We start from the raw sequence: 14,758 nt of genomic DNA, 5'->3' as shown, positions 1-14,758 counted from the left end.
GATTGAACAACCACTTCACAAAAAACAACACATGGCATCAGAAAACTTTGACAAAAAAATTTATTTACCGGTCATTGCGATCCTTGTCGTTGCGGTGGCCGTACTGCTGATAAAATTTGTATTCACCGGAGATAAGGACGTGAATGCAAAGATCAGCAAGAACGCATTGTACGTTAATGAACCATTCAATTTTGAAGACAACTCTGGCTTTGCACACAAATGGAAATGGGAATTTGGCGATGGCGTCATTTCTTATGATCGCGGCGGACAGTATCACTATTCACATCCCGGCACGTTTATGCTCCGCCTTACGATCAACGATAAAATGGTTGATACTTTTTTTGTTTCGGTGAGAGATACTGCGAGGGTAGAAGTAGTGCAGGATTCGATCATGCGCATAGACGGGCCGGCAGTAGGGATGCAATTCGAAAATCTGATTTTCCGTGCGGAAGGTAAAGGCGCCAAATTATTTCGCTGGGAATTCGGCGACGATAAGAAAGGTGATACACGTGATCCGTTCACTTTTCACACCTTCGATCAGCCAGGTAACTACATTGTAGAATTGTATACAGATATCAATCAGTATCCGATACGTCTGCCGATCAAGATCCTGCCTGCGTTTCAGGGCGTTGGTATGGAAGGTCCGAACGCCAATGATAAGCTCGGAAAATTTGATGAAGACTTTAAAATTCATTTACAGAAAATCGCCGATCACAAAAATTTTGATGATAACTATCAGTACCTCGTCAACAAATATCTCTGCAATAATGAAAAGATCGTAGTGGTGGTGAATGGTCAGAAATACAATGAATTTTTTAGCTACTGTGCAGGATTGCACTATGATAATAATGTTTATATCCAGCAGGTGAAAGTGGCGGTGGATACATCGCTGACCTGTGTAAAACGCCTAGAAATCGCACAACAAAAACAAAATTTATGATCCGCACACATATATCAAAAGTATTTAGCCTGGCGGTTGCTGTCGCTTTGCAGATTGGCTTGTTGCAGGCTGCAGCGGCGCAAGTAAAACGTACAACGAAAGTCATCAAATCACCAAAGAAACAAGCGTATTCAATCAGCAACGATAATTTCAAGTGTGAGAACGGTTATAACGGTGATAAAAAATGGATCGTATTTGCCGCACAGGAAGGATTGTCGACTTATACACAACCTGCTGGTGAAAACCGTTTGAAAACGCTTACGTTTATGCAGCCTTGTTATGTCATCAATACAGACGGTGACTACGTAAAACTTATTCGCTATAATTCCAGTTTAAAATTTAGAAAACTCACAAAAAATATTGCAAACTGGAAAGATGTGGAATACCTGGGCTGGGTGCACAAATCGCGTGTATTACCCTGGAGTGTGGCGATTAAAGATGCTAACAATAAATTTTACATTAAGTATATCACCGCGTTGAGCGGGCGTTCGGTGATCGAAAATCCGGATAACTTTTTTGCTGGGGATTCTATTAAAGTATTTGATGCCCCCGATATTGGCGGACGAGTAAAAACATTACTGCCGATCAATACATTATTGTATACGTACAAATTTTCCGACGATCGCAAATATTTTCTGGTCGGTACTAATCCACAATGTGTGCCGGACTCCGCGCAGAAAAGCGTGATCGGATGGTTGCCTGTGCAAACCGTACAACCATGGGGTGAGAAATTTTATATTACCACACCGGAAGTGAATTATTATACCGCATCGGTAAATAACAATGTGGGCGCGGTTTCTCAGTCTGCTACACTCGATCTGATGGTGAACAATGATGAGACAAACACCATCAAATTGCCAGTCAGTGATCCTGTATTGAATCGGTTTCCCTGCTTTTCACAGAAGCTTTATCCGGTGTATGGATATAAGAATATCGGCGGAAGCAATTATATGAAGACATCTGCGTTGAGCAATATCCTCGATTATCGCAATAATAAAGTGTACAACGTTCTTGGTCAGCCAATCACTTACAGCCGTTATATGGAGGTAAAAGAAAGTGCGCCAAAGTTGAATATTGTGATGGTAGTAGACGGTAGCAGCTATAACAGTTCTTTCATCGCACCGGTGATGACGGTATTGCAACAGTTACAACTGAAGATCGATAGTCAGACCAGCTTCAGTGATGTGCATTATGCGGCAGTTTTTCATCGCGACAACAATAGAGCCTGTATTGCGAAGAAAACGTTGCCGCTGACGCATGATTACAAAAGTCTTTCAGAGTTTTTTGAAGGCAATATCAAAGCCATAAAAGACTGCAGCTCGTTTGGTAATTCAGAGTCTTCCATTTTTGAAGGTGTAGCACGGGCAGGCGAATTACTGCGCGGTCATGAAGATGAATCAAACGTTATTATTGTGATCGGCTCCAGCAGCGGTAGTGGTATGTCTGGCTATAGCTGGTCTTCGCTGGTAAACAGCTTAACTAATACAAAAGCCAGACTGCTGGTCTATCAAACCCATAGCGACGCTTCCGGTGCGTACAACGATTTTGTCATCGGAGCGAAGAATGTAATTGTGCAATCTGCGGATAATATCACCACGCTGAAAAAAGAATTGCTCGTTGAAAATCCGCCGACAGGGCCCGCTTACGATTTCCGTTTAGCCACTGGTGATTATAGCGTATTTATGCTCGACTATCCACGTAAGAGTCATTGGCAAGGTGCAGTTGTATTTCCAAACAAAATGGAATCAATGCCTTTGCTCACACTGAATGTAACGCTGGATACATTGTTGGGTCAAATTCAATCGGACAACAATAATACCGTACGCCAGTTAGAAAATGTGTTTGAATCTTATGCGGGCAATATGGGGACTACAGTCGATGCACGTTTTTCTCCGGTATTCGGCTCGTTTACAGATACGCTGCCGGACCGTTTCTTCCGCCAGTTCCGCAAGAAAAATGATCTGTTCCGTTTCAATGCGTGGATGCCGGTTCCTGCTTCCGATAGTGCTGTTGGCAAAGGTCTGCTGTTGTCAAAATCTGAGCTGGACAATCTTACTTTTCATATGAGTAATGTAGTAGACCGTTTGGAAGATCCACATTATTCAAGAAAAAAAGCAGCACGTAAGGTGCGTCAGTACGTAAAACACTACGTGAAGGCAAATCACGTAAATACAGAAAAACCGGTACGCGCTATGACGATGGGCGATGTGGTGGTTCTATTTACCGGTATGCAACCAGACAACGCGGAGATCAATATGCAACGATTGAAATCTTATGGCAAGCTCACCGATGCTTCGTACAATGAAATACGCGGTGGTGTCATGGCTTATTATGACTACCTCAGAAACTATTATAACGCTAACCAGGTAAAACGTATTTACGCAGTAAATAACACCTACTACTGGTTGCCTAAAGGAATTTAGGAGATAATTCCGGCTGCGAAACAGCCGGAATTTTTTAAACGAATCGTATCACTTTTATAAACTACCTGCTATGAATGAAAAATCGCTGCAAGAAGCTGCATCGACAAATGCATACAGTACATCCGATAATGGGAATTCCGAAATGCCTGCACAAGAAAGAATAGATGCTTCATCGCTGGTGAGCTCTTATGAAGAGATTGCCTGGCAGATTATGGTAGATGGCAATAATGTAAAACGGATTATCTCGTTTCAGCTCAATCAGGCATTCAACAGTCATCATGAGTTTGAGCTAAAAGTGTATCACACTGAGTTAGAGTCGCCACGTGCGTATAAAATTGACAAGAGCAAAGATCTGTTGGGAAAGACCGTTACAGCCATTCTCGGTACGCATAAGAATAAAGACATCACACGTTTTAGTGGAATTATTACAGGTATTTCTTTCCTGGAAGGAAATGGGCTGTACGGAGAAATCGCTTTGAAAGGCTATTCACCAACGATCTTACTGGAAAGTGGCGAAAACATGCAGTCGTTCTACAATAAAAATCTGGCGACGGTTGTAAAAGAAGTAACACAACCTCTGTCCGGAAAATTGGATCTGGCGATCAAACCAAAATTCAGCAGCAATATTGAATATACAGCGCAACATCTGGAAAGTAATTTCAATTTTCTCAATCGTATGAGTGCTTTTTATGGTGAATGGTTTTATTACGACGGTGAAAGACTAAATTTCGGAAAGCCTTCCTCACAGTCATCTTCAGACCTTAAGTACATCCGTCATATTCAGAACTTGCGCATGACCATGCAGATGGCACCAATGAATTTCACGCATGTTTCATATCGTCATCAGGACGATCAGGTCTTACAAAAAGATGCGCCACAGAAGGTGGACGGACTTAATTTCTACGGCGATTTCGCCGTGCAGAAATCTGATGAGACTTATAATACAGTGAAGCGTAGTCCCTGGCAGCAAGTCGGTGATCAGGGGGAAATGGAGCGTGCAGCCACAGTCAATAAGTCTGCGGCCGCCGCGCAAACTTTTATTATAGAAGGTGAGAGCCGTCACCCGGCGCCAAAACCGGGCGCCAAAATAAAAATCATGTTCAATGAAAATGAACTCGGCGAATACCTGGTAATAGAAGCACATCACTCACTGGATAACGTGAGCAATTATACTTGTGCATTTCGTGCGGTACCTGCAGAGATAGAAGTGTTGCCGGTAGCTAAAGTACATTTTCCGGTTACAGAAACGCAACTGGCCATTGTAAAAGACAATGCAGATCCTTCAGGTATCGGCCGTGTGCGTGTGCAATTTCAGTGGCAGGAAGGCAGCAATATGACTTCATGGATTCGTGTGATGACGCCCGATGCCGGTTCTTCAAATGCCGTGAATAAAAACCGTGGATTTGTATTTATTCCGGAGATCGGAGATCAGGTGATTATAGGTTTTGAGCGCGGTAATCCGGATGCACCATTTGTATTAGGCAGTTTGTTTCATGGTAAAAATGGTATTGGCGGACTGCCACAGAATATCAACAAAAGTATTACGACCCGCAGCGGGCATACAATAGAACTGAATGACGATGGGGAAGGAACGCATATCGTCATCAAAGATCCTGGCGGCAACGAAATCTTCCTTGATACGCAAGCGAAGAACATCACCATTACAGCGCCGGAAAGCATCAATTTCTATGCAAAGAATATTGGCTTTAATGCAGGAGAAAATATCACGCATACTGCCGGGGATAACGTGAGCATTTCAGCGGGCGAAAATATGATGTTGAGTGCTACTAAAGATACTATGTTGACAGCTGCAAACATCACAGAAGTCGCCAGTGATAATATTTTACGCACTGCCAGTTCTATTGAGAAAACTGCCGAGACTGTGAAAGTGAACAGCACAAAAGACAATATCGAAATGCACAGTTCAAAGCAGATCGTCAATCACAGCGGCGATAACGTAAAACTGTTTTAGATGGGCAAGATTACAACCATAGCAAAAACGATTACAGAAACTGCCGGGACAACAAGCTGGGCAGCCACAGCGGGAGACATTGTGCTCGGTGCGGCTGGCCGCGTAGCAATGCAATCGAAAGAGAAAATTGTATACACCACTTACAAAGCACCAGAAGAGAAAAAAGATTTCGGTGTAAAGGTCATGCATATGCGCACTCAGTATTTTACACCACTGGGCATTAAAAATCCATCACGCAGTACAGACAATACATCCGGGACAATCGATATTCTCTTTGATATCCTGAAAACAGATGCGAAGGAATACATTGTTACAATCTATGTGGATGGCAAAATGTATTTCAAAGAGACCAATCTGCAGCCCATCAAGGTTATGGTTGGTTCGGAGGAATCACAGCCTGATGGCGGTTATCCGCCTGGCTCTTATGTATTTAAATGGGATGGTGCTTCGCAGGATGGTGTGATTGATACGGCATTGTTGAAGAAAAATATTTCCGTAGAAATTGAGGCAACAGGAATGAATGGAGGAACAGCGAAGGATAAAAAAGAATTCAAAGGAGATGCTGCAAAAGTAGATTGGGTAGATGTGAAGCTCGATAAAAAGAAGAAACAAATCGATGTAGTGCTGCGTGTTAATCTGCAAGACGGTGGTGCCGATGGACTCAATGATTACGATAAAGTACCAAAAGATAAAGTGGCAGCACGCGGCATACAACCATTGCGCACACGCAGTCGCAGCTTCGATCAGTTGAAGCAGTTGGCGCTGGACGGACTCACGAAACACTGGAGTCGCAATGCGGCTAACAGGGTAGCCAAAGGAATTACGGTACATGGCGAAATGTACGAGGTATTTGTGCATCCGTCGAATACAACCGAAAATTCGATGGACGACATCGAACTCGTATTTAATACCAATGGCAGCTGGAAACGCTCACACAATCCGGGTTCTGTGGATGGCGTTGTTTCTTTCTTCGCACAGGTGTTATCTGAAATCGTCGCCTACAACGTTGGTTATATTGAGTATTCAAACGGTTGGGGTTATCAGGATGAGGCGGGTGAAGACCAACATTTTACAGAAACCGCTGCCCATGAAATCGGACATGAAATATTAAAGGATTACAGCGGCGATATCTATTCCTACAAGCACAAAGGCAGTTCTGGTTTTTCGGATACGAAAACCGTTGCTGACGGCGGATTTCAATATCCGAAAACAGGCGAAATTGATCTGATGAAATACTATAACGACGAACCTTACGACAAAGATTTTGATAGAGTGGTAGCGGCTGAAGAGGATGTGACAGGACTTGTTTGGTTGTCCGGTTTAAAATTCAATAAATAATGACACGTACCGCAATACTTATTTTTTGTCTTAGTTTTTTTGCCTGCAAAGCCGCTGCTGATCTGCGTCCTGCAATTAAGGGTGTTATCTGTGATGCCGAAACACATCAGCCGTTAGGCGGTGTTATGGTGGTTTCATATGACATGATGAATCTCCTCACAACAACCGGCGGCGACGGTTCATTTGAAATAGCAGCAGTGAAAGACAGAAGAACGTTGCCCGGGGAGGAGCGCGGCAGACTTGCGCCACATTCGGATATGCTCGTTGTAAAGAAGAATGGTTATGGCAGCGATACACTCAACATTTTCGGACCAAAGGCACAACGGGAACCCAACGCAATTGTGATGGATACAGTGTTTTTACAAAAACAGCTTACTCGCTAAAATAGAATTATGGGTTGGCATTTACCATATCGCCCGCTGGATACAGCGTTGAAATTTCAGGTCAGCGTACAGACGGAATCCACTTTTAACGGGGATAACTCGGGGGCAAATATTCGCTATGGATTACAACTGCGTCCGGCACCAAAACAGGGATGGGGTGATTATTGTCTGGAAGTGCAACAAACAGATACACGCTATCATACCGGTAAGATCAATCCTGCAGATGATGTGATTTTGCGATTGGCAGCGCCCTGGAAAAAGCTGGAATTATTATTAGACAAAAATGGCAATCCATACAATATTCGTAATCATGTTGAGATTTGGCAGTTGTGGAATGAAGACGTACGAATTGCAGTACAGGCCACTTACAAGGGGCAGTGGGTAGATGAAATGGTGCGTAAAACAGACGATCTCATTTTACATCCTGATCAGTTGTTAAAAACAATACTGACGAAAGATCAGGTGCTGGCCAATTATTTTAATGATGTGTACAAACGTGTATTTGATTTTCGTACACAGCATAGCGCGCCAGCAACCAGTATGCAACATGTCATGGGCGAAAATTTTGTGCCATTGCAAGAGGTTTGGCAGTATCGCAAAACCCCGGCTGGTGGACATGTAGACGCGGAAGGTTTTTTGCCCGAGACCGCAGATATGACTTCCGTGAAATCAGTAAAAGAATGGTTGCAACGAAAAACCGGAACTGTAATCACTGAACAACTTGAAGTGAAACGTGCCGCGAATTACGAAATCAGCCAGCAAACAGGATGGTACAATGCGTTTAATACCATTAGCATTATGCGTTTAGGGAATGTCTGGCAGAAAAGAACAACGATTCAACTATCACCTGAAAAAATGAACAGTAATGGCAGATAAAAATTGGTCACCGTTGGACGAAGATTCAGATACAGCTGCGGCAACGGAAGCTGCGCCTGCTGACGGTGACAACGGGAATAGCGGAGAGGGCCAGCCAACAGGAAATGGCGGCACTATGCCGGAACAGAAAACAGAAGAAGATCAAAATAGTAAAGCGGATAAAACGGAGTTGCTGCTTTGTGCAGGCGGCACTTGTGTATGTGATAAAGCAAAATCGCCGAATCCCGTAAAGCTGAACGTTATCAGCCATCAGAAATATTTTATCAATGATCCTGATGGTTCAAAAAAATACATTGCCACCATCCGGGAGAATAATATTGCCGCGCTGAATTTTTCCGAATGCAAGGTTCCTGATCCTTCCAAACCTGTTGCCTGTACGGCACAGCTGAAATGGGAAAAATATTACGAGTCGGTAGAATTGCCGGGGAAATCGTTTGTACTCACCGAAAAAAGTGAAGCGACCTGTGCGAAGGGCGGGAAGATTACTGTAAAAACAACCGGTCAGGAACAAGCTGTTACCGCCAAACATCTCGATGAAGCCAACGCTAGTGCCTGGTCTGCTACGAATCCGGCGGTAAGTGAACAGGATGCCGAGATTAAACAGGCAGATAATGATACTGACAACAGTGTTACCATTGGTGTTACGAAAATCAAAACTAAAACAGAATCGCCAACGGAAGGTACTTATCCACCCGGGAGCACGGTAGATTTTGAGGCAATAGCATTTACCAAAAAAAATCCGACTGATGCTGAAAAGAAAACCATCGATTGGATTGTCTATAACGGAACAACTGGGCAACCAATTACAACAAGCAATGATATAGGTCCGTTGATGAGTACGGTTTTCAATAAACCGGGCGAATACATTGTGGAAGCCTACGGGAAAAATCCAGGCGCAACAGATGCCAAGAAGAAAGGCAGCAGTGCGTTTCAAAGGGTCTCTATTAAAAATAATGAAATGACTGGCGTTGCAGAAAGCAATGGTCAGACGAAAATACGGATCGGTCAGCCTGCAACATTTAATGTGTCGACTTTGTTCCCGGTTGATCAAACACCATTTCCCGCAGCAAGTGGAAACGTAAGTTGGGAAGTACAGGTAAAAGATGGGGCACAGCCAGTATTAAGTAACACAGAAGGCATGACGACAACAGCGACTGCGAGCGATAAAAGTAGTTATGTGGTCATTGCAAGGCAGAACGGAAAGACTTTTCAATCGCCGTTGATACAGGTATTGAAGAATCGCGTTAAGCAAATCACAATCGATAAAACAAGTGTGCGTTTAGGGGAATCTGTTCATGTAGATGCTTCTAAAGGTTTTGAATTTTCTCCGCCGATGCCTGATGAAGTGGCACAGTTAAAATGGAAATGTGTAGATGATAAAGGTGGGGAACACCCAAATGCCGTGGTGAATGGTTCTGTAAGCTTCGATGCGAAACTGGGAGCGGAAGGGAAATACAAAATATACGCCTATCTCATGGCGCCATCAGAAGAGGTAACAGCAACCTTCGAAGTGGTGAAACCCCGGTTGTCACAATGCTGTTGGCGTGGCGATGATGGTGACGTAAAAACGACCACAGGTTGGGATGAAGAAAGTATTATATGGCTTTCGTTCAAATCCGCACAGGGTATGACTGTGGATATTGAAATTTATACGGTGAATAGTAGTGGCGGCAAAACAAAAATATTTACCTATGGCGGCGCAAAAATTACCAGCGAAAATACATTTCAACAGAAGTTTACACTCGATAAAAATAAATTCGGCAATAAAGTAAATGCTGGCGATAAACTGGCTTTCGTCATCCGAAATAAAACACAGGGACAAACGATTGATCTCGCCGATACCTATCAGCCGCAGGATAAACTATACCTGCAACTGAAAACCGACGAAAAGATTACCAGCATTGGTTTTTACAAAGGAGGTAAACGGATTTACAGCGCTAATTATGGTGATACGATGAAGTGTAGAGTTTACGCACGGAATCTGAGTACCAAAGAACTGACGATTAAAATCTACCGGCATGAGAACTGGCGTATCGATACACAGATGGGTAATACATTGAAATGTACAGTTGGTAAGGAAGGCTATGGTGAGGTAGATTTTACATTGCCAAAGGATATGGAAAACAAATACGGCGGCAATATTCATCAGTTTTACGCATGGGTAAAAGAAGATGAGATGTTTGGTTCTTCGATGGAATATGGAACGGAATTAAAAAACAATGAATTCAGTGTTCAGAATATTCAGACCAAGGCCTTGCTCGTTGTAACGAAAAATGCCAAAGCACCTGATGCAAGTAATGCACCGGTAGGTGTGGATAAAGTGAACAACAGAAAGCCTTCCGGAAAATGTTTCTGTAATCGTGATTTCACCGTGCAGGAAGTAAAGGATACGGTGAACTACCTTACGGGTCAGCAGAAAATATGGTATGGGAAAAACTGCGGCGTTTCTGATAAATCTTATGAAGCCTTGACCCGTGAATTGAATGCGATGATGACGCGTTACAACGTCACCTCTTGTATTCGTAAAATACATTTCCTTGCGCAGGTATGTGAGGAAACAGGCGTATTCGGACTTTCGGAAGAAGGTCTCAGTAAATACAAATCCAGCCAGAGTACGTACAAAGGCCGTGGTATTCTGCAGTTGACAGGTGCAGCGGATACAACGGGTTTCTATAATCTGCCGGGTGCCTATCAGACTTATGCTGATTATGTGAAGCAACCTGACGTAGTAACCAGCCCCGGTAAAGTAGCAACGGATATACATCTCTGTATCGATAGCGGTGGTTGGGAATGGGCTGTAGCAAAGGTTTGTCCGAAATGGGAAGATCATAAGAACGATAGCGAGTCAACCAAGAAACAGAAAAAATACCTGCGTGAGAAATATGCAGATCTTTTAGGGAAGACGCCGAACGAAATTGCAGATTATGAAGACACTTATTTGATGGAGATTTCTAAACTCATTAATGGTTTTCATGATAAAGCATTCCCGATCAACTGGTCTAAACGTCAGACGTATTACAACCTGCTTAAGAATAAGGTTTTCCGTTACAAAGAATTGTGTAATGGCGGAACTGCAAAGAATTCAAAAGTAGATGGACTTTGCCCGAAATGTGGTACGATGCATTATGATGATCTGGTGGATACTGTAGTATGGCAAACACAATTCAATCCGAAATGGGGCGATAAAGCAAAGCAAAATGTTGCCTGCTGGAAAACATGTCATGATATATTAGTCACCACAGGACTTGGCGATGGTAGTGGCAGCCAGGATGGAAAGTTTCAGACCGCTTTGGAAAATTCAAACCATACGCAACTCAATATTAATGCCGACGAAGCCAAAAAAGGCGTAGCTTATATTGATAGCGAATTGAAAGCCGGCCGCCCGATCCTCGTTGGTGTGGATCACGCGCTCAATTACAAAGGCGGCACACTCAATGAAGGAACTACAGATCACTTTATTGTAATAGTAGGCAAAGGCTGTGTGGAGGGGAAAATCTGTTACCGGTTTTACGATGTAGGAACCAGTCATATGGATAAAGGCGCGAGTGAAGACAATCTGCTCTACCTGAATGCCACTGATCATTCATTGAAAGGGACTACCACTTATAACGGCAGTACGTATACAGTAACGCAAGTAAGAAAAAACGTTTAACCATAATCGATGACAATTATAAAAAGCATATTGCCCGCATTGATGCTTGTAATGCTTGCCAGTTGCCAGTCACGCTCGGATGATAAACCGTATCTCGGCACCTGGGTACAGCTTACGAAGCAAAACGGTGCGTACGTGATCTTTCAGCCTTGTGGTCTGGATAACCGCCTGATGCGAATTTCAGAGCAATCTGTTTATGAGTTATTACCCAGTGAAGAAAATAAAAGCACGCTGCAAGACATAAAACCAGAAGGAGAAGGTTATGTGCTTAACGGCAAAAGCGGCAGCAGATATGTGTTTACCTGGGAAAACAAAGCAAAAGGCATCGCAGTCTGGAAAATCGCGCACGCTGCATCTGATCCGGTATCGGAAATTGTTTTTGTAGATAGTCTGCATATGCACGATTTCAAAACCGTCAAAGAGAAAGGGTGTGAGGGTGAACTAAGTGAAGAAGCGGGAACAATCAATGAATTATTGCGGCCATTAGTTTCCGATTATACAGTTGCGCAAACAGCAAAAGGTGATGCGAATAATGATGGCATCGAAGACCAGCTCGTTATTTTAAATCATAAATCAGAGCAAGATCCCGAGCTATACGAATCGCTCATCCGAAACGATACCGAAGGCGTGAATCGCCCGGCTATATTGTTTTTAGGGCAGGGAGGCGGAAAATTTCAATTGACATTTCGTAACGATAAACTAATTCCGTCAAAACTCTTTTCACAGAATGAGCGACAAGTTTCCTACGAACAAGTATCCGTCAATAAAGGAAACATACAATTCACTACAATTGAAGATCCGCGCGGTGGCGGCACTATTTTACGTAAAGTGAAATATAGTTTTAGCTATAACGCTGCGGAAAAGAGCTGGTCGCTCAAGCAAGCGGAAATCAGCTATATCCCATACAAGCAAAAGCCCGACACGCATGTGTTTGCGGCAGATAAACTGGGTGGACCTAAAGCCATTCGGGATTTCAATGTCTATCAGTTTAGTCCGGCGAAATATGTGAACAATGAGAGTAATAGTTTTTTTATGAAGTAGTCTGGCTCTACGACACTGGCAGTCTCAGACTGCCGTCAAATAGAAACAAAAGTGTGGCCGATTGTATCGGCGCTCATACACACCATTTCTAAATAAAAGTTAAAACAGCCATTGATCAAAATCAGCGGCTGTTTTTTGCATTAATATTACCCCTCAACCTATTTCATAACTATCAACAATCCACAGTGAAGCACCTGAATTTTATCCTTTATTCATTAGTCCTCTCATTAATTGGTCATGCTTGCCTCGCGCAGAACAAAACAACCCAAATCAATCCCGCAGTCAAGGAAAGCCTAGACAGCATTGCATTAGAAGACCAACGATACCGGTTACCACAGGATGTTTCAGATGCAACACTGGACAGCTTAGCCCAAGTCTACCATCAGCCGCCCGGTAAAATATTTGATTATTTAATGGCAAAACAAATGGTACTCGACAGTATGAATCTGGTCTATGTGGAAGGCATTTTGAAAAAATACGGTTATCCCGGAAAAACACTTGTGGGCAAACCTACCAATGAAGCCGCATTTTACGTGATTCAGCATTCCTCTAAAATCAAAGAATATTTGCCTTTATTAAAAAAGCAGGTAAGGCAGACGAGCTGGCAATGCCTTTAGTGGCAATGATGGAAGATCGTGCGCTGGTCAATGAACAAAAAGAACAAATTTACGGCACACAATTATGGGGCGATCCCGTGAAAGATTCAGTGACAGGTGTCGTGAAGCCAGTATGGTATTTCGACCCAATCGGAAATCCTGAAAATGTCAACAAACGAAGGCGTGAAGCAGGTTTTAAAACTACTGTTGAGGAGTATGCAAAAGAAATGGGCGTTCCTTATGTAGTGAAGCGGCCGAAGTGGTGGATGCCCTAATGTGACAATTCGATAATAGGATAATGATCAATGTGGTGAATGTGAAAAATGTGGTTAATGTGCTTGTCCGTTTTTTACATTAACCACATTTTGAGTTTAATTTGTTTAAATTATTTGAAGCTTTGCGCCGTTGTGGGCGCCGTGAGAGAAGCTTGTGCGTCTTTGCCTCTTACGCTTGCGAGGCACGAAGCAATTTGCGTGAAGCTTACGCGCATTCGTCGTCCCGAGTTTAGGAGAGGATCTCGCGTTACACAGGACTTACATAACGCTAGAACATCTCCTTAGGTCGATGTGACATTAAAAAAATACAAACAAAAAACTTTGCGTCGTTGTGAGCGCCGTGAGAGAAACTTTTGCGTCTTCGCGAGCAAGCTTTTATTGAATAAGAAGTTGAGAAACGTATTTTCGATCGTTCGAAATCACTGAAATATGATATAATCCTGCTGGCAAATCCGGAGTAAAAGTTGTACTATTTTTATGAACGGAGTAGGTACGCATCAGTTGCCCAATTGAGTTGATGATATACACCTCCGCCGGTCCTGCTGATTGCGGCAAATTTAAAATGAAAGAACTGTTCGCGGGATTGGGGTATACCGAAATGTTATTTTCATTTTTAAGTTCAGATACGGCAGTTTGCACGCCGTCTTCCGCAATAGTAACCGATGTCGTATTCCATTTATCATCCGGATCAAACGCGCCATTATTATTCACCGCATTAATAACGCTCGCCAGTGAGACATTGCCCGTACCAGTCGCCGGAGCCGTCCACGGAATATTGACAACGTATTGAGTCCCGTTGCCACCAGTGCCTGAAAACGGCATCAGTGCCGAAGATTGTTCAATTATGTTTATACCCTGTATAGAGATTGCATGCGAACCCGACGGTGCGGACAAACTGCCTGCATTCGCAGTGCCAGTTGTTTTAGTAGCCGTGAGTTGATAGCCGAAACGTGGTAATGAACCACCAGTTGTATTGGTGCCGGTGAGTCTGATTGTATAGCTATTGCCAGGGATGTAGCTGCTTACAGCGCTATTTCCGTTCATGACTTGTATCGACATATTGATGCCCGGCGTTGCAATACCCGGTACGCCATGGCAGCTGCAACCGGAAGGCGAGTCGGTAGCATTCATGCCAGCGCCGGCACCAGCGCCCGTCGAGAAACTTTCAAGGCATACCCACGAAAAGCCCGCCAGCAGGATAATGGTTAGTGTTTTCTTTTTCATAAGTCATTGTTTTAGGAATGGAATGAGTTGATGGTTGA

11 protein-coding genes are annotated in these 14,758 nt (G+C 43.4%); 10 read left to right on the top strand and 1 reads right to left on the bottom strand.

Annotated features, from left to right (window positions below; genetic code table 11):
- The first annotated feature begins 31 nt into the window (after nucleotides 1-31).
- From DN068_RS07665 to DN068_RS07620, 10 genes are all read left to right on the top strand, one after another.
- A complete protein-coding gene (locus DN068_RS07665; protein WP_110998317.1) occupies nucleotides 32-940 on the top strand; it encodes a PKD domain-containing protein in 909 nt (302 codons plus the stop codon).
- Nucleotides 937-3,363 (top strand): type VI secretion system protein TssR domain-containing protein, encoded by a 2,427-nt coding sequence (tssR, locus tag DN068_RS07660; protein ID WP_110998316.1) that lies wholly within the window; start codon nucleotides 937-939, stop codon nucleotides 3,361-3,363. The genes DN068_RS07665 and tssR overlap by 4 nt, the downstream gene beginning before the upstream one ends.
- 70 nt (nucleotides 3,364-3,433) lie before the next feature.
- Entirely contained in the window at nucleotides 3,434-5,335 is a 1,902-nt protein-coding gene (locus DN068_RS07655) for a type VI secretion system Vgr family protein (protein ID WP_110998315.1), read from the top strand.
- Nucleotides 5,336-6,673 carry a hypothetical protein gene (locus DN068_RS07650; RefSeq protein WP_110998314.1) on the top strand — a complete coding sequence of 446 codons (1,338 nt, stop codon included), beginning with the start codon at nucleotides 5,336-5,338 and terminating at the stop codon, nucleotides 6,671-6,673.
- The gene (locus DN068_RS07645; RefSeq protein WP_110998313.1) at nucleotides 6,673-7,056 is read left to right on the top strand and encodes a peptidase associated/transthyretin-like domain-containing protein; all 384 of its coding nucleotides are present in this window, start codon (nucleotides 6,673-6,675) and stop codon (nucleotides 7,054-7,056) included. The genes DN068_RS07650 and DN068_RS07645 overlap by 1 nt, the downstream gene beginning before the upstream one ends.
- Before the next feature lie 9 nt (nucleotides 7,057-7,065).
- Complete coding sequence (locus DN068_RS07640) at nucleotides 7,066-7,932, top strand: hypothetical protein (protein WP_110998312.1); 867 nt, start codon at nucleotides 7,066-7,068, stop codon at nucleotides 7,930-7,932.
- On the top strand, nucleotides 7,922-11,584 hold the full coding sequence (locus tag DN068_RS07635) for a DUF4280 domain-containing protein (RefSeq protein WP_110998311.1): 3,663 nt from the start codon (nucleotides 7,922-7,924) through the stop codon (nucleotides 11,582-11,584). Before DN068_RS07640 ends, DN068_RS07635 begins: the two co-directional genes overlap by 11 nt.
- 9 nt (nucleotides 11,585-11,593) lie before the next feature.
- Nucleotides 11,594-12,625, top strand: a complete 1,032-nt coding sequence (locus DN068_RS07630) for a hypothetical protein (protein ID WP_123985280.1) — start codon at nucleotides 11,594-11,596, stop codon at nucleotides 12,623-12,625.
- A 185-nt stretch (nucleotides 12,626-12,810) separates the two neighbouring features.
- Nucleotides 12,811-13,242 carry a hypothetical protein gene (locus tag DN068_RS07625; protein WP_110998309.1) on the top strand — a complete coding sequence of 144 codons (432 nt, stop codon included), beginning with the start codon at nucleotides 12,811-12,813 and terminating at the stop codon, nucleotides 13,240-13,242.
- Nucleotides 13,233-13,496 (top strand): DUF6624 domain-containing protein, encoded by a 264-nt coding sequence (locus DN068_RS07620; RefSeq protein WP_110998308.1) that lies wholly within the window; start codon nucleotides 13,233-13,235, stop codon nucleotides 13,494-13,496. The genes DN068_RS07625 and DN068_RS07620 overlap by 10 nt, the downstream gene beginning before the upstream one ends.
- Nucleotides 13,497-13,871: 375 nt before the next feature.
- Here the strand turns inward: DN068_RS07620 and DN068_RS07615 are convergent, their stop codons facing one another.
- The gene (locus DN068_RS07615; RefSeq protein WP_110998307.1) at nucleotides 13,872-14,720 is read right to left on the bottom strand and encodes a choice-of-anchor V domain-containing protein; all 849 of its coding nucleotides are present in this window, start codon (nucleotides 14,718-14,720) and stop codon (nucleotides 13,872-13,874) included.
- Nucleotides 14,721-14,758: the final 38 nt, after the last annotated feature.

Origin of the sequence: Taibaiella soli (assembly GCF_003236175.1) — a bacterium.
GTDB lineage: Bacteria > Bacteroidota > Bacteroidia > Chitinophagales > Chitinophagaceae > QKTW01.
Note: the sequence above shows the minus strand (reverse complement) of the source record. Positions and strands in the feature narration are given on the sequence as shown.